Origin of the sequence: Saccharothrix syringae, assembly GCF_009498035.1 — a bacterium.
Taxonomy (GTDB): domain Bacteria; phylum Actinomycetota; class Actinomycetes; order Mycobacteriales; family Pseudonocardiaceae; genus Actinosynnema; species Actinosynnema syringae.
In genome coordinates this window covers 2,353,135-2,368,791 of the sequence record NZ_CP034550.1, presented here as the reverse complement: position 1 = coordinate 2,368,791, position 15,657 = coordinate 2,353,135, and the positions used below count along the sequence as shown (strand labels likewise).

The 15,657-nt window shown below is 72.9% G+C and carries 16 protein-coding genes; 3 read left to right on the top strand and 13 right to left on the bottom strand.

The genetic code is table 11. From position 1 onward, the window contains the following. Positions 1 to 129: 129 nt before the first annotated feature. The 7 genes from EKG83_RS11195 to ruvC form a co-directional block, all read right to left on the bottom strand. Complete coding sequence (locus EKG83_RS11195; protein ID WP_033434473.1) at positions 130 to 648, bottom strand: adenine phosphoribosyltransferase; 519 nt, start codon at positions 646 to 648, stop codon at positions 130 to 132. Further along, positions 645 to 1,841 (bottom strand): protein translocase subunit SecF, encoded by a 1,197-nt coding sequence (secF, locus tag EKG83_RS11190; protein ID WP_033434474.1) that lies wholly within the window; start codon positions 1,839 to 1,841, stop codon positions 645 to 647. The genes EKG83_RS11195 and secF overlap by 4 nt, the downstream gene beginning before the upstream one ends. 1 nt (position 1,842) lies before the next feature. Further along, positions 1,843 to 3,696: a protein translocase subunit SecD gene (gene secD, locus EKG83_RS11185; protein ID WP_051766737.1), complete on the bottom strand. Its 1,854-nt coding sequence runs from the start codon at positions 3,694 to 3,696 to the stop codon at positions 1,843 to 1,845. A gap of 158 nt (positions 3,697 to 3,854) precedes the next feature. Continuing rightward, on the bottom strand, positions 3,855 to 4,235 hold the full coding sequence (gene yajC, locus EKG83_RS11180; RefSeq protein WP_033434475.1) for a preprotein translocase subunit YajC: 381 nt from the start codon (positions 4,233 to 4,235) through the stop codon (positions 3,855 to 3,857). 291 nt (positions 4,236 to 4,526) lie between these two features. After that, positions 4,527 to 5,576, bottom strand: a complete 1,050-nt coding sequence (ruvB, locus tag EKG83_RS11175) for a Holliday junction branch migration DNA helicase RuvB (RefSeq protein WP_033434476.1) — start codon at positions 5,574 to 5,576, stop codon at positions 4,527 to 4,529. After that, positions 5,573 to 6,163, bottom strand: coding sequence for a Holliday junction branch migration protein RuvA (gene ruvA, locus EKG83_RS11170; RefSeq protein ID WP_033434477.1), 591 nt, complete (start codon positions 6,161 to 6,163; stop codon positions 5,573 to 5,575). Before ruvA ends, ruvB begins: the two co-directional genes overlap by 4 nt. Continuing rightward, a complete protein-coding gene (ruvC, locus tag EKG83_RS11165) occupies positions 6,160 to 6,789 on the bottom strand; it encodes a crossover junction endodeoxyribonuclease RuvC (protein WP_051766738.1) in 630 nt (209 codons plus the stop codon). Before ruvC ends, ruvA begins: the two co-directional genes overlap by 4 nt. A gap of 252 nt (positions 6,790 to 7,041) precedes the next feature. Here ruvC and EKG83_RS11160 point away from each other — a divergent pair, with 252 nt between their 5' ends. Continuing rightward, positions 7,042 to 8,601, top strand: coding sequence for a GGDEF domain-containing protein (locus tag EKG83_RS11160; protein ID WP_051766739.1), 1,560 nt, complete (start codon positions 7,042 to 7,044; stop codon positions 8,599 to 8,601). Beyond that, positions 8,598 to 9,044, top strand: coding sequence for a cupin domain-containing protein (locus EKG83_RS11155; RefSeq protein ID WP_033434478.1), 447 nt, complete (start codon positions 8,598 to 8,600; stop codon positions 9,042 to 9,044). Before EKG83_RS11160 ends, EKG83_RS11155 begins: the two co-directional genes overlap by 4 nt. On the opposite strand, the gene EKG83_RS11150 is transcribed toward EKG83_RS11155, so the two are convergent. The 6 genes from EKG83_RS11150 to EKG83_RS11125 form a co-directional block, all read right to left on the bottom strand. Beyond that, positions 9,041 to 9,553, bottom strand: coding sequence for a DinB family protein (locus EKG83_RS11150; protein ID WP_033434479.1), 513 nt, complete (start codon positions 9,551 to 9,553; stop codon positions 9,041 to 9,043). The two genes, EKG83_RS11155 and EKG83_RS11150, sit on opposite strands and share 4 nt — an antisense overlap. A gap of 81 nt (positions 9,554 to 9,634) precedes the next feature. Next, positions 9,635 to 10,108: a TspO/MBR family protein gene (locus EKG83_RS11145; protein WP_033434480.1), complete on the bottom strand. Its 474-nt coding sequence runs from the start codon at positions 10,106 to 10,108 to the stop codon at positions 9,635 to 9,637. Positions 10,109 to 10,149: 41 nt separating this feature from the next. Then, positions 10,150 to 10,383: a hypothetical protein gene (locus EKG83_RS11140; RefSeq protein WP_033434481.1), complete on the bottom strand. Its 234-nt coding sequence runs from the start codon at positions 10,381 to 10,383 to the stop codon at positions 10,150 to 10,152. A gap of 287 nt (positions 10,384 to 10,670) precedes the next feature. Then, the gene (locus EKG83_RS11135) at positions 10,671 to 11,282 is read right to left on the bottom strand and encodes a uracil-DNA glycosylase (RefSeq protein ID WP_033434482.1); all 612 of its coding nucleotides are present in this window, start codon (positions 11,280 to 11,282) and stop codon (positions 10,671 to 10,673) included. A gap of 320 nt (positions 11,283 to 11,602) precedes the next feature. Continuing rightward, complete coding sequence (locus EKG83_RS11130) at positions 11,603 to 12,358, bottom strand: DUF427 domain-containing protein (RefSeq protein ID WP_033434483.1); 756 nt, start codon at positions 12,356 to 12,358, stop codon at positions 11,603 to 11,605. Positions 12,359 to 12,423: 65 nt separating this feature from the next. After that, on the bottom strand, positions 12,424 to 13,335 hold the full coding sequence (locus EKG83_RS11125) for a DUF1996 domain-containing protein (protein WP_033434484.1): 912 nt from the start codon (positions 13,333 to 13,335) through the stop codon (positions 12,424 to 12,426). A gap of 199 nt (positions 13,336 to 13,534) precedes the next feature. Here EKG83_RS11125 and EKG83_RS11120 point away from each other — a divergent pair, with 199 nt between their 5' ends. Beyond that, positions 13,535 to 15,646, top strand: a complete 2,112-nt coding sequence (locus tag EKG83_RS11120) for a discoidin domain-containing protein (protein WP_033434485.1) — start codon at positions 13,535 to 13,537, stop codon at positions 15,644 to 15,646. Positions 15,647 to 15,657 lie beyond the last annotated feature (11 nt).

Genomic DNA, 15,657 nt, shown 5'->3' with positions numbered 1-15,657 from the left:
GCGCTCGACCTCAGCGCCATCGCGCTCGCCGTGCTGCCGGCACTGAGCCCGCTCATCTGCATCGGGACCGTGCAGCCGGCGGCTCACCCGGCTCACCACCAACAGCCGCTCACACCGCCAGCAGCGCGCTCACACCGCCAGCAGCGCGCTCACGTCCCGCCCCGCCAGCAGCTCACGACCGCCCAGCGCGGGGATCTCCAGCACCACCGACACCCCGGTGACCACCCCACCGGCGGCCTCCACCAGCGAGCACGCGGCCGCCGCCGTGCCGCCGGTCGCCAGCACGTCGTCCACCACCACGACCCGCTGACCGGGCTGGACGGCCCCCTCCGGCAGCTCCAGCGTCGCCTCGCCGTACTCCAGCGCGTACGACACCCGGTGCGACACCGCCGGCAGCTTGCCCGGCTTGCGCAGCGGCACGACGCCGTACCGCCAGCCGTACCCGAGGGCGGCGCCCAGCAGGAAGCCGCGGGACTCGACGGCGGCCACCACCTGCGTGTCGGGGTCGATCTTGTCCTGCAACGCGTCGACCACGGCGCGCAGCGCGTCGGGGTCCGCCAGCACCGGCGTGAGGTCCCGGAACACGACCCCCGGCCGGGGGAAGTCCGGGACCTCACGCAGGAGGCTCAGCGCGCGGTCCAGCTTCAACGGTGCTTCTTGCCGGTCGGGCGGCGGCGGGTGTCGGCGGACTTGGCCGTCCGGGACGGGGTGCCCGCGGCCGCGGCCACGGCCTTCTCCCGGCGCAGCTCGGCCTGCAGGGCCTCGTCGTCGGTCGACTCGACCACCGCGGTGTCGGCGGCGGCGTCCGCCGGGGCACCGGCGGCGGCCGCCTTGCGGGCCTGGTTCTCCCGCCGCGCGCGCACCCGCGACGCCTGCGCCTTGTAGCGCGGGTCGCGCATCTTCAGGTCCACCGCGACCGGGGTCGCGATGTAGATCGACGACAGCGCGCCGACCGCCATGCCGGCCAGCTGCACCAGCGCCAGGTCCTTCAGCGTGCCGACGCCGAGCAGGCCGACGCCGATCGCCAGCAGGCCCAGCACCGGCAGCAGCGCGATCAGCGAGGTGTTGATCGACCGCATCAGGGTCTGGTTGACCGCCAGGTTGGCCGCCTCGCCGTAGGTGCGGCGGGTGAGGCCGAGCAGGCCCCGGGTGTTCTCCTTGACCTTGTCGAACACCACCACCGTGTCGTACAGCGAGAAGCCGAGGATGGTGAGCAGGCCGATCACCGTCGCGGGCGAGACCTCGAAGCCGACCAGCGAGTAGATGCCGGCCGTGATCAGCACGTCGTGCAGCACCGCGACCAGCGCGGCGACCGCCATCTGCCACTCGAAGTAGACCGCCAGGAAGATCGCCACGGCCAGGAAGAACACGGCGAGCGCGATCAGGGCCTGGGTGGTGATCTGGCCGCCCCACGACGCCGACACGGCGCTGTCGCTGATCGCGCCCACGCCGCCGTTGGGCTGCAGGTCCTCGTTGAGGCCCGCCTTGAGCTTGGCGACGTCGTCCGCGCTCAGCGTCTCCGACCGGATCTGGATGGTCGCCGCGTCGCCGGTGCCCACGGTCTGCACCGCGGTGGGGTCGCGCTGGAGGGCGTCGGCGAAGCTGCGCTCCGCCGCCTCGACCGAGATCGAGCCGGACGCGCCCTGCGCGGGCATCTGGATGCGCGTGCCGCCGGTGAAGTCGATGCCCAGGTTGAAGCCCTTGAGCACGATCGACAGCACGCAGACCAGCAGGATGAACCCGAAGATCGCGTACCAGCGCTTGCGCTTGCCGATGATGTCGAACGCGCCGTTGCCGACGTAGAGCCGCTGGAAAACCCCAAGCTTCTTGGGCTCGGACACGTCAGGCCCCCTTCACCGCGGTGCCCTTGGCGGCACGGTCGTCGACGGCGGCCTGGACGGCACCGCCGAGGCCGGTCAGCTTCGGGTTGGACAGCTTCTTCGACTTGGAGACCAGCGCGACCAGCGGGTGCGTCACCAGGAAGACCACGACCAGGTCGAGCACGGTCGACATGCCGAGGGTGAACGCGAAGCCCCGCACCTGGCCGACCGCGATCATGTAGAGGATGGCCGAGGCGAGGAAGCTGACCGCGTCCGCCGACAGGATGGTGCGCCGGGAGCGGACCCAGGCGCGCGGCACGCCGGAGCGGAACGACCGGCCCTCGCGCACCTCGTCCTTCAACCGCTCGAAGAACACCACGAACGAGTCCGCGGTGATACCGATCGACACGATGAAGCCGGCGACGCCCGCGAGGTCGAGGGTGAAGTCGATCCAGCGGCCGAGCAGCACCAGCACCGCGTAGACGACCACGCCGGACAGCGCCAGCGACAGGATCGTCAGCACGCCGAGCAGGCGGTAGTAGAACAGGCAGTAGACGAACACCAGCGCCAGGCCGATGCCGCCCGCGAGCAGGCCGGCCTTCAGCGACGCCAGGCCCAGGGTCGCGGACACCGTCTCGGCCTCGGACGCCTCGAACGACAGCGGCAGCGAGCCGTACTTGAGCACGTTGGCGAGGCCGGTGGCCTCGGCCTGGTTGAACCGGCCGCTGATCTGGGTGCTGCCGCCGAGGATGGCCTCGTTGATGTTCGGCGCGGACACGACCCGGCTGTCCAGCACGACGGCGACCTGCTGCTGCACGTTCGCCGAGGTGAACTGGCCCCACTTGGTGCCGCCCTCGCCCTTGAAGGTGAGGTTGACGATGAAGCCGGCGCCCTGCGGGTCGGTGCCCGCCACGGCGTTGTCGATGTCCTCACCGGTCAGCCGCGAGTACAGGCTGTAGTCGTCGTCCTTGACGCTGCCGTCCTTCGGCGGGAAGACCGGCGCCAGGACGTACTTCTCGGTGTTGTCCTGGTTGCAGGTCAGCAGCGGCAGGGCCGGGTCGTCGTTGCCCAGCAGCGGGTCGGTCGACGGGCAGGTGAAGGCGGTGAGGGCCTGCGAGACGGTCTGCGCGTCCAGCGTGGTCAGCTGGGCGTCCTGCCGGCAGGTGCGGGCCTCCTCGATGGCCTTGGTCGGGTCCTCGGAGTACTGGCCGTTGAACACCGCGCGGCAGTCGACCTGCGGCTCCGCCGGGGCGGACGGGTCGGTGGCCGGCGCGGACGGGTCGGTCGACGGCGGCGCCTCGGTCGTGGTCTCCGGCTGCTGCTCCACCAGCGGGGCCGGGCGGCCCTGGGCGGTGGTGGTGGGCGCCGAGACGCTCTCCGACGGCGCGCTGCCGGTGGTGGCCGGGGCCTCGGCACCCGAGGTGGGCGCCGCGGAGCCGGAGGTCGGGGCCGCGCTGCCGGTCGTGGACGGCATCGACGTCTCGGGCGCGGCGTTGGGCACCGGCGAGCCGATGACCTTGCGGAAGTTCAGCTTCGCGGTCTGACCGAGCCGCTTGGCGCCCTCGCTGTCGGTGCCGGGGACCGTGATCACCAGGTTGTCGCCGTCCCGGATGACCTCCGCGCCACCGACGCCCAGGCCGTTGACGCGCGTCTCGATGAGCTCGCGGGCCTGGTTGAGCGCTTCCTCGGTGGGCGCCTGGCCATCAGGAGCCCGGGCGGTCAGCGTGACGCGCGTGCCGCCCTGGAGGTCGATACCGAGCTTGGGGGTCGCCTTGCCGCCCCCGGTGAAGAACACCAGGGAGTACAGCGCGACCACGATGAGGACAAACGCGCCCAGGTATTTCGCGGGGCGGATTTGCCCGGCCGGAGGTGCCACGGTCCGTCCGTCTCCTGATAGTTGACAAGGTCAGCGAGGGCGCAGCGTACCCCTAGCGGTGTGAGCTGCGCGTCACTGCCCGGAGTCGGCACTTTCACAGTTGCCGGCTCCGAGCCCGGGTAGGCGCCCGGCGGGCGCCCGCCCCCACCCCGCGGGGCTTACTTCTTGGTGTCCTGCGGGGTTTCCCTGACGTCCTGGTGCAGCTCGGCCGCGGGGGTCTCGCCCTGGACGTCCTCGACGTCCTCGACGTCGTCGACGACCGCGTCGGTGGTCTCGACGTCGTCGGCGACCTTCTCGCGGATGGCCTGGCGCAGCCAGGTGGTCACCACGCCGGGGGCGACCTCCAGGTCGATCGTGGTGTCGTCGCTCGCGTCGGCGACGGTCGCGAAGAGCCCGGAGGTGGTCATGATCCGGTCACCCGGCTCCAAGGACTTCAGCAGCGCCTGCTGCTCCGCGACGGCCCGCTTCTGCTTCCGGGCGCTGAGGAACAGCGGCACCGCGAGCAGCACGAGCAGCAGCGGGAAGAACAAGGATTCCATGATTCTCCGATCAGCCGGACGCGCGGATGACGCGGAGGTGCGCCCGGAACGTCCGATTTTTTGGGGTGCAGGTGCTGATTGTGCCAGGTCAGTCATCCCGGTCCCCCGGAGGCGTCGCCCAACCCCGACCGGCGGCGGCGAACAGCCCGTCCGGCGCAGCGCCCGATGCGGCACCGGCAGGCGTCACCGCCACCCGACCGTGACGCACCGTCACGGCCGCTCGGCCACCCGAGCCACGCTCCGGTGAAACGCCCGAGCGTCCCCGTCACGCACCGTCGTCGGACGGGGCCGTCACGCGCCTTCGTCGAACAGCGACCGGGTGCCCTCGCCCGGCGCCCGGGCCGGCGGCTGCAACCCCAGGTGCAGCCAGGCGCTCGCGGTCGCCACCCGGCCGCGCGGCGTGCGGGCCAGCATCCCGGCGCGCACCAGGTACGGCTCGCACACCTCCTCGACCGTGGTCGGCTCCTCCCCCACGGCCACGGCCAGCGTGGACACGCCCACCGGCCCGCCGCCGAACGAGCGGACCAGCGCGCCCAGCACCGCCCGGTCCAGCCGGTCGAGCCCCAGCTCGTCCACGTCGTAGACGGCCAGGGCGTCCCGGGCCACCTCGCGGGTGACCGCGCCGTCGGCCCGCACCTCCGCGTAGTCGCGCACCCGGCGCAGCAGCCGGTTGGCGATGCGGGGTGTGCCGCGCGAGCGGCGCGCGATCTCCCGGCCGCCCTCCTCGCGCAGGTCGACGCCGAGGATGCCCGCCGAGCGGCGCAGGATCAGCTCCAGCTCGTCGGGGTCGTAGAACTCCATGTGGCCGGTGAAGCCGAACCGGTCGCGCAGCGGCCCGGTGAGCGCGCCGGACCGGGTGGTGGCCCCGACCAGGGTGAACGGCGCGATGTCGAGGGGGATGCTGGTCGCCCCGGGCCCCTTGCCGACGACCACGTCGACCCGGAAGTCCTCCATCGCCAGGTACAGCATCTCCTCGGCGGGGCGGGCCATCCGGTGGATCTCGTCGATGAACAGCACGTCGCCCTCGACCAGGTTGGACAGCATCGCGGCCAGGTCGCCCGCGCGCTCCAGGGCCGGGCCGGAGGTGATGCGCAGCGACGCGCCCAGCTCGGCGGCGATGATCATGGCGAGGCTGGTCTTGCCCAGGCCGGGCGGCCCGGACAGCAGCACGTGGTCCGGCGGCGCGCCCCGCTTCATCGCGCCGTGCAGCACCAGTTCGAGCTGCTCGCGCACCTTGGGCTGGCCGACGAACTCGCCCAGGTCGCGCGGTCGCAGGGTGGACTCGACGTCCCGCTCCGCGGGGTCGGGCAGCGGGTTGAGGGTGTCCTCCTCGGCGTTCACCGCTTGCGCCCCAGGGTGGCCAGGGCGCGGCGCAGCACCTCGGACGTGCCGAGGGTGCCGTCCGCGGCCAGCACGGCGTCCACGGTCTGCTCGGCGTGCTTCGCCGGGAAGCCGAGGCCGAGGAGGGCCTCGGTGACCTGGGTGCGCACCTGGCCGGTGCCCTGCTCGGCGCCCGGCGCGGGCGCCAGCTGCCCGACCTTGTCGCGCAGCTCGATGATCAGCCGCTCGGCGCCCTTGCGGCCGATGCCGGGCACCTGGGTGAGCACGGTGACGTTGCCCTCGGCCAGCGCGGCCCGCAGCTTGTCCGGCTCCAGCACGGCCAGGGTCGCCAGCGCGATCCGCGGGCCGATCCCGGACACCGTCTGGAGCAGCCCGAACAGCTCGCGGGCCTCGGTGTCGGCGAACCCGAACAGGGTCAGCGAGTCCTCGCGGACCACCAGCGAGGTGGCCAGCACGGCCTCCTCGCCGCGGCGCAGGCCGGCCAGGGTCGCGGGGGTGGCCTGCACGGCGAAGCCCACGCCCCCGACCTCGACGACCGCGTGGTCGAGTCCGATGGACAGCACCTGCCCGCGCAGCGACGAGATCACTGGGCCTTCCCTCCGGTCTTGGTGGTTCCCGCCTTGGCCGCGGTTCCCGTCCTGGCGACGCCTTCCGTCCTGGCGACTGCCTGCGCCAGTCTCGCGCGGTGCGCCCGGGCCAGTTCGGCCGCCCTCGCCTGCGCCTCCTCCAGCCGCGACCGCATGGGCGCCCGCCACAGGTGGCAGATGGCCAGGGCCAGGGCGTCGGCGGCGTCGGCGGGCCTGGGCGCGGTCTTGAGCCCGAGCAGCTTGGTGACCATGGCGGTGACCTGGGCCTTGTCCGCCCGGCCCGAGCCGGTGACGGCGGCCTTGACCTCGCTGGGCGTGTGGAACACGACCGGCAGGTCGCGGCGCGCGGCCGACAGCGCCACCACGCCGCCCGCCTGCGCGGTGCCCATGGCGGTGCGCACGTTGTGCTGGCTGAACACCCGCTCGATGGCCACCACCTGCGGTTGGTAGGTGTCCAGCCACCGCTCGACGGCGTCGGAGAGCTGGAGCAACCGCACGGCCAGGTCGGCGTCGGCGGGCGTGCGCACCACGTCCACGGCCACCGGCCGCACGGTGCGCCCGGGACCGCCGTCGACCACCCCGAACCCGCACCGGGTCAGGCCGGGGTCGACTCCGAACACGCGCACGCCGCTCCTCTCCACCGCCCGCCCCGACGAGCCCGCCCCGACCGCGTCCCGGCGGTGTACCGTCAGGGCGCCCTGGCATCGTGCGGGCGTTGGCGAACACCCGTTCGAAACTTTAGAGGGTCGCGGGGTCCCCCACGCCCGTGACACGCGCAGTGTCACCAAGGGGCACCCCCGATCGACACAGCGTCACGAAAGTCACTACAGTGGCTCGGTCCACCTGATCGACTCCAGTCGCGGCATAGGCGGGGTGCCATGACCCTGAGGCGGTTCGGCGTCATCGTCGCAGCCGTCTGCGCCCTGGTGCTGGCCCTGGTCTGCCTCGTCGTCTCCGGCGTGCTGGACCGGTCCGCCTCGGTGGCGGTCGACAAGTTCACCCAGTTGGTCGCCGCGGCCGCCGCGATGGTGTCGTACTGGCGGGCGGCCCGGCGGCGGCCGGGCGTGGCGCGGCGCTGGCGGCTGTGGATGACCGCGGCCATGGCCAGCCTGGTGGTGGGCCTGTGCGCGTGGATCTGGGGCCAGGTGTTCCTCGGCGTGTCGCTGCCGTCGTCGACGCTGGCGCCGCTGGGGTTCATGCTGGTGCCCACGCTGACGCTGTGCGCGGTGGTGGTGCTGTCCCACGGCGGCTCGGGCACGCTGCCCGGGCACCGCAGCAAGCTGGTGGTCGTGCTGGACGGGCTGATCGTGGTCGGCTCGCTGTTCGTGCTCACCTGGGTGTCGCTGCTGGAGTCGATGGTCCGCGCCTGGGCGACCTCGGGACCGGGGTTCGCCACCGTCGTGGCGCACCCGGCGGCGTACCTGGTGATGCTGGTCGTGCTGCTGGTCTCGTCGTGGACGCACCGCTCGGTGCGGCAGCTGCCCGTGCTGTTCATCGCGCTGGCGGGCGTGGCGCAGTCGGCGTCGGGCTGGATGTTCGCGTACCTGGTCAGCCAGGGCGCCACCGCCATCCCGACGGCCGCCGACATCGGGTTCATGGTGTGCCCGGCCCTGTTCTTCCTCAGCGCGATCGCGCCGGGCGGCGGCGGGCGCGAGCGGCACGGCACGGCCCGGCTGCGCGCGGGCGAGCTGCTGCACCTGCTGGTGCCGTACCTGCCGATGATGGTCACCGGCCTGTTCATCGTGGTCGGCACGGCCACCGGGGTGCGGCTGAACCCGCTGGAGATCTACGTCGGCCTGGGCGTGGTGCTGCTGGTGATCGCGCGGCAGCTGCTGACCCTGATCGACAACGTCAAGCTGGTCGAGCAGCTGCGCGTGAGCCGGGAGCGGCTGCGGCACCAGGCTTACCACGACCCGCTGACCGGGGTGGCCAACCGGGCGCTGTTCCGGGAGCGGCTGGACGCGGCGCTGGCCGGGCCCGCACCGCTGGTCGTGCTGTTCATCGACGTGGACGGGTTCAAGGACGTCAACGACAACTACGGCCACGCCGAGGGCGACGCGGTGCTGCGGATCGTGGCGGCGCGGCTCCAGCGCTGCGTGCGGGCGGAGGACCTGGTGGCGCGGCTGGGCGGGGACGAGTTCGGCGTGCTGGTCGACGGCTACCCGCAGCCGCCGGAGGAGATCGGCAGGCGGGTGCTGGACGCGCTGCGCGAACCGCACCGGACGGCGGCGGGCGCGCACGTGGTCCGGGCGTCGATCGGGATCTCGCACCGGGAGGCGTTCGACCCGGCGCTGACGGCGGACGACCTGCTGGGCAACGCGGACGCGGCGATGTACACGGCCAAGCGGCTGGGCAAGGGGATGGTCGTGGTGCACGGGGAGGTCGACCCCGACGTGGGTGCCGACGTGGCCGCCGGGATGAACCCGGAGATGACGTGAACGCGGACGAGGTGATCGCGGCGCTGGGGCTGGCCGAGCTGCCGGTCGAGGGCGGGTGGTTCGGGCAGTCGTGGCGCTCGCCCGAGGTGTCCGCCATCTACTACCTGCTGCGCGAGGGCGAGTTCTCCGGCGTGCACCGGCTGGACCACGTGGAGGTCTACGCCCACCACGCCGGCGCGCCGCTGCGGATGCTGCTCCTGCACCCCGGCGGGGGCGTGACCACGCCGGTGCTGGGCCCGGACCTGGCCGCCGGGCAGCGGCCGCAGGTCGTGGTGCCCGCCGGGGTGTGGCAGGCCAGTGAGCCGGTCGGCGGGTGGTCGCTGGTGGGCACGGTCGTGGTGCCGCCCTACACCGACGACGTGGTGACCTTCGGCGCGGCCGACGACCTCGCCCCCGCCTACCCCGACCACGCGGGGGCGATCCGCCGGCTGTGCCGGCGCTAGCCCATCGTCTTCTGGCCGTCGATGGTCTCGCGGAGGATGTCCGCGTGCCCGGCGTGCTGGGCGGTCTCGGAGATGAGGTGCGCCACCACGCGGCGGACGGTCCAGGAGGCGCCGGGCTCGAACCAGGGGGCGACGGGGAGCGGGTGGGCGGTGCCCAGGTCGAGCCCCCGCAGCGTGCGCTCGGTCGCGCGGGCGGTCTCCTCGTAGGCCGCGAGCACGCCCTCCAGCGTCTCGCGCCCGGTCAGCCGGAAGCCGTCGGCCCAGTCCTGGTCGGCCTCCCCGTCGTGGCTCTCCATCAGCTCGGCGCCGCCGACGGCGAACCGCACCCAGGCCCGCTCGACCGTGTTGACGTGCTTGATCAGGCCGCCGATGGACAGCTCGCTGGCGGTCGGCCGGAGCCTGGCCTGCTCGTCGGTCAGGCCGTTGGCGGTGAAGCGGAGGAAGTGGCGGTTCTGGGCCAGGGCGGTCAGCAGGTCGTCGATCTCGGTGCGGGTGGTCGCGGTGGTCATCGGGTTCGTCCCTCCGGTTGCGGTGTCGAGACCACGCTATGGCCCAATGCGGACAACTCCGGTCCGCGATCGCGGAGGGTTCTAGTTCAGCGCGAGGATGCCCGCGTTGAGGGCCGTGGCGAAGGCGACCCAGGCCAGGTAGGGCACCAGCAGCCACGCCGCGAGCCGGTGCCGGCGGCCGAAGAGCACGACCAGGGCGGCGACGGCGACCAGCAGGGCGACGATGTCGACCAGGGCCCAGCCGTAGCGGCCGGCGGCGAAGAACAGCGGCGTCCAGGCGGCGTTGAGGACCAGCTGGACGGCGAACAGGCCCAGTTCCCGGGTGGCCCCGAACCGCTTCCAGAACAGCCAGCCGGACACCGCGACCAGCGCGTACAGGGCGGTCCACACCGGACCGAACAGCCAGGCGGGCGGTGCCCAGGACGGGGTGACCAGCCGCTCGTACTCGGCCGGGGCGGAGGTCGCGGCCAGGGCGCCGACCACCGCCGTCGCGGCGACCGCGGCGACGAACACCGCGAGGCCGGCCAGGGGGCGTCGTGCCGCCAGGTGGGTCATGCACCCAGGCTAGGGAGGACCCGCGGGCCCCGCACGACGGCTCAGGCGGCCCGCGGGGCCAGGTCGCCGGCCAGCAGCGCCCGGCCGGCCGGGGTCAGCCGCGCCGGGCCGGTCCGGTCGCCGATGAGGCCGGCGCGGACGAGTCTGGGACCGACGAACTGGTCGCAGCAGCAGATCCCGTCGACCAGGAGCGTGCCGGACGCGTACGCGCAGCGCCCGGCCGCGACGGCCCGCAGCACGGCCCGGTCCCTCGGGGTGATGGTGGTGGTGTCCATGGTGCTCTCCCTCCGCGTTCGGGTGGCTCACTACCCGTTCGACGAAGCAGACTGCCCCGGATCGACACCCCGCGGGGAAAACCTCGCCCTCGCGCCCACCACTCCGTGGACTCCAGGGCACTCCCCGGCCCGAGGCGGCGATCCCTCCCCCCCTGCCCGACCGACCACCCGCGCGACCGACGATCCCGCAACCACCTACTCCCGCGAACTCGATTTCCTCCACCGGCGACTCCTCATCGGCTACTCGCCGGCCTCCGGCGGCCCTCCGGGCGCACCCCGATTCGACCTCACCCGGCCACCACCGCCGCGGCCTGCCGGAAGGCATCCACCAGTTGCGGCCACCGGGTGGCCCGGTCGCGGTTGATCGACAGCGGGGACGGGTGCGGCGCGTTGAACACCTTGAGCTTGTGCCCGCGCCCGGACAGCGTCCACCCCGTGCCCGCCGGTCGGCCGAGCACCACCACCGCCTGGAGGCCCGACAGCATCCGCAGCAGCTCGACCAGGTACGGCACGGCCGCCCGCAGGTCGGCGGGCGTGGGGTTGCGGCCGTTGAGCTGCCACGGCACGACGTTCCAGCTCAGGCACACCCGCCGCGACAGGCCCGCCTCCGCCATCGCGGTGAAGCCGTTCGCGGCGGTCGGGTCGTCGTTGTCCAGCGAGTTGATGCCGGACTTGGCGGACCCCTCCCCCGGTGACTCCAACAGGAGCAGCACCTTGCTGTTGACGCCACCGCCGGCCGGGTCGAACAGCGGGACGTCGGCCTTGCGCTCGGTCGCGATCCGCCGGGCGAACTCCGTCAGCTTCGCCATGTGGGGCGCGGTGAGCAGGGCCGTCTTCCGAGCGACGACCACGGGGTTGCGGTGGGCTCTCGGCACGGTGGGGAAGACATCCATGGTCATGAAGCGTCCCCGGACGGCCCAACCCCGACCATCCGCCGTCCGGGCGGCACCCCCCACCCCCCGCTAACCCCGCGTGTCCTCCACTCGGACACCGCGTGTCCTCCACTCGAACACCGCGAGTCGACCCTCCAGGACCCTCGTGTCGAACGCTCAGGACCCCCGAGTTCTACGTTCGCGCCCCCCGGGTCGAACGCCTGAGGTGCGTGAATGTGGAACTCGGGGGTCGCGGAGGTTCGACACGACGGGTCTGGAGGTTCGACTCGCGCGGTCTGAGTGGAGGACACGCGGTGTCTGGGTGGAGGACACGCGCGGGGGTGGGGTTAGGAGAAGGGGGTTCGGGGGCGGGGGAGGTGGGTGTTGTCCAGGTGGATGTCGACCTTTTCGTTGTAGAAGGCGATCAGGCCGGCGATCTTCTGGCTCTCGGGGAGGGGGGTGCGGTAGGACCAGGCCAGGTTGTCGTGGGTGGCGTCGGGGAGGGTTACCGACCAGTACTCGGCGGTGCCCTTGTAGGGGCAGGCGGTGCGCAGGGAGGTCGGGCGCAGCAGGTCCACGCGCACGTCGGTCATGGGCAGGTAGTAGCGCGGGGGCAGGCCGGTCTCGTAGAGGATCACCGGGCGGCGGGAGTTCGCGACCTCCACGCCGTCGACCTCCACCCGGACGTGGCGGCTGCTCGCCAGCGCGTCCACCCTGGTGTACGGGTCGCGCGGGTGGACGTAGACGGGTTCGTCCTCCTCGAACCACTCGCCCATCGCGTCCCACTCCAGCCGGACCAGGTCGCGCAGCGGTTCCAGCGGGGAGTCGGGGAACAGCTGCGCCGCGCCGGCCGCGGTGCCGGCGGCGGTCCGCACGTCGTGCACCCGGCCGTCGCCGCGGCTCGGGGAGTGCCTGACCTCGCCGGTCGGCACCAGGGTGGCCCGCACGTCCGCGACGGGCACGTAGTACGTGGGGTAGTACGGCTTCTCCCACACCAGGGCCGGCCGGGTGGTGTCCGCGACCAGCTCGCCCCCCAGGTACGCCCGGACCCGCTTCAAGCCGGTCTCCACCCGCACCCGGCCGCGTTCGGCAGCAGCGCTCATGGCACGACGCTACCCGCGCGGGGATCCTGGGGACGCCGGGGAACGGGCGCCCCCGGGATCGGGCGTCACCGCGGCAGGCGGTAGTCCGGCCCGAGGGCCGCGCCCCGGTCCGGCTTGTACTGGTCGTAGCCGCGCGGGTCGCACTGGAGGCCGCCGTTGATGCAGTGGCTCACCAGCGCCTGGAGCGTGGGGCCGTCCCACGCCATCATGAAGTCGTAGTGCCAGGTGTAGCCGCGCCCGCTGGACAGCCGGACGCGCGACATGTCACCCGACACCGGGAATGCCATCTTGAACTCCAGCATCGGCACGGGCACCGGGTGCGTCGACGGGCACACCAGCGTCGCCCGGTCCGGGTAGGCCATGTGCGACTTGTGGTCGGCCGAGTCGAGGTCGCGCCCGTTCCAGCAGCTGGGCGCCTGGTAGCGGATGTTGAGCTGGCTGCCGGGCGCGCACCAGGACGGGAAGTCCCAGTTCTTGAAGCTGTCGCCGCACTCCCAGCCCTCGACCGCGCCGGGCGCGGTGCGGAACTGGTCCTGCGTGGCCGACGGGCTGCCGGTCACGAACCGCAGCCCGGCCGGGAACGAGCGGACCTGCCGGTAGTCCAGGACGCCGGACTTGTAGTAGACGACCTGCGGCCCGCTGGGCGCGACGACCTGGTCGCCGTTGTAGAGCGTCGGGAACCAGTAGGCCGACTTGTCGTCGGGCGTCTTGCAGTTGGTCTGCCCGGCCTTGAGCGAGTCGGTCGTCGTGGCGGCGGTCGTGGTCGGGTTGCCCAGGAACGTGTGCATGTGGGACGCGCCGGGCAGCCGCGGGAAGACGATCGGGTCGTCCGGGCGGTGGTGGGTGACGGAGCAGTTGGCCTGGAACTCGTGGTGGGTCACCAGGTCGTCCGCCTGGGCGGACGGCGCGGCGACCGACAGGACGCTCGCGACGAGGCCGGCCACCAGGGCGACCGGCACGCGGGTTTTTCGGGACACCTGTGTCCTCCTGCCTACGTTGACGAACGTAGTTGGGAGAGCGCTCTCCGAAATGAGGTTGCCCGTTGCTCCACCCGAGTGTCAAGACGCCGTTCCCCGAGGGACCGTTGACAGATCCGCAACCGGTTCGCAACACTTCGAGCCGGGTTGAGAGAGCGCTCTCCCGCACGTCGACCCGACAACTCCAGCAGGAGACGCCATGCACCGCCTCCGATCCGCCGGCACCGCCGCCGCGCTGCTCCTGGGACTCCTCGTGGTCCCGGGCCAGGCGCAGGCGGCCCCCGTGCTGCTGTCCCAGGGCAAACCGGCCACCGCCTCGTCGAGCGAAGGCGCGGGCACGCCCGCGTCGGCGGCCGTCGACGGCGACGCCGGCACCCGCTGGTCCAGCGCCTGGAGCGACCCCCAGTGGCTCAGCGTGGACCTGGGCGCCACCTCGACCGTCAGCCGCGTCGAGCTGGACTGGGAAGCCGCCCACGCCACCGCGTTCCAGCTCCAGGTCTCCGCCGACGGCAGCGCGTGGACCACCGTGCACACCACCACCAACGGCACGGGCGGCCGCCAGGGCTTCGACGTCACCGGCACCGGCCGGCACGTCCGCGTCCTGGGCACCCAGCGCGCCAACGGCTACGGCTACTCGCTCTGGGAGTTCCGGGTCTACGGCAGCCAGGGCACCACCGCGCCCGGCGCCGTGCGCGTCACCGGCTCCCAGGGCAACTGGCAGCTCACCGTCAACGGCCAGCCGTGGACGGTGAAGGGCCTGACCTGGGGCCCGCCCGCCGCCGACGCCGCCCGGTACATGCCGGAGCTGCGCTCGCTGGGCGTCAACACCCTGCGCACGTGGGGCACCGACGCCACCAGCCGCCCGCTGCTCGACGCCGCCGCGGCCAACGGCATGCGGGTCATGCTGGGCTTCTGGCTGCAACCCGGTGGCGGCCCCGGCTCCGGCGGCTGCGTCGACTACGTCACCGACACCGCCTACAAGACGTCCATGCTCGACACCATCCGGCAGTGGGTGACCACCTACCGGGACCACCCCGGCGTGCTGATGTGGAACGTGGGCAACGAGTCCATCCTGGGCCTGCAGAACTGCTTCTCCGGCACCGAGCTGGAGAACCAGCGGGTGGCCTACGCCCGGTACGTCAACGAGGCCGCCCGCGCCATCCACGCCGTCGACGCCGACCACCCGGTCACCAACACCGACGCGTGGACCGGCGCGTGGGCCTACCTCAAGGCGCACGCACCCGACCTCGACCTGTACTCGGTGAACTCCTACGGCAACGTGTGCAAGGTCCGCGACGACTGGGTCGCGGGCGGCTACACCAAGCCCTACCTGCTCACCGAGGCCGGCCCGCCCGGCGAGTGGGAGGTGCCGGACGACGTCAACGGCGTGCCCGCCGAGCCCACCGACGTGCAGAAGCGCGACGGCTACACCCGGGCGTGGAACTGCATCACCGGCCACCGGGGCGTGTCCTTCGGCGGCACGCTGTTCCACTACGGCACCGAGTGGGACTTCGGCGCGGTGTGGTTCAACCTGACCCCGGGCGGCAAGAAGCGGCTGTCGTTCTACTCGGTGCAGCGGGCCTTCGGCGGCGCCACGCCGGCCAACACCCCGCCGGTGATCACCGCGATGAACCTGCCCACCACCGTCGCGGCCGGCGCGCGGCTCGACGTCGACGTGGCGGCCAGCGACCCGGACGGCGACCCGATCACCTGGTCGGCCGCGTTCAACTCCAAGTACGTCGACAACAGCGGTGGCCTGGCCGGCACCCCCGTGCAGGTCAACGGCAACCGGCTCACCGTCACCGCGCCCGACCGGCTGGGCGTGTGGAAGGTGTACGTGATGGCCGAGGACGGCCGCGGCAACATCGGCATCGAGACCAGGTCCGTCCGGGTCGTCGCACCGCGGCCCGCGGGCACCAACATCGCCCTCAACCGGCCCGTCACCGCCTCGTCCTACCAGCAGGTCGGCGACGGCGCCCCCTTCCCGCCGTCGAACGCCGTGGACGGCGACGCGGCCTCCCGCTGGGCCACCGACTGGTCCGACCCGCAGTGGCTGCGCGTCGACCTGGGCGCGGTGACCACGTTCAACCACGTGCAGCTGGTGTGGGAGGGTGCGTTCGGCCGCGCCTACGAGGTCCAGGTGTCCGACGACGGCAACACCTGGCGCACCGTGTACGGCACCACCACCGGTAACGGCGGGGTCGACTCGATCGACGTCACCGCCGGCGGCAGGTACGTGCGGTTGCACGCCACCCAGCGCGGCACCGGCTGGGGTTACTCGCTCTACGAGTTCGGCGTCTACCGGCGCTGACCGCGAAGACG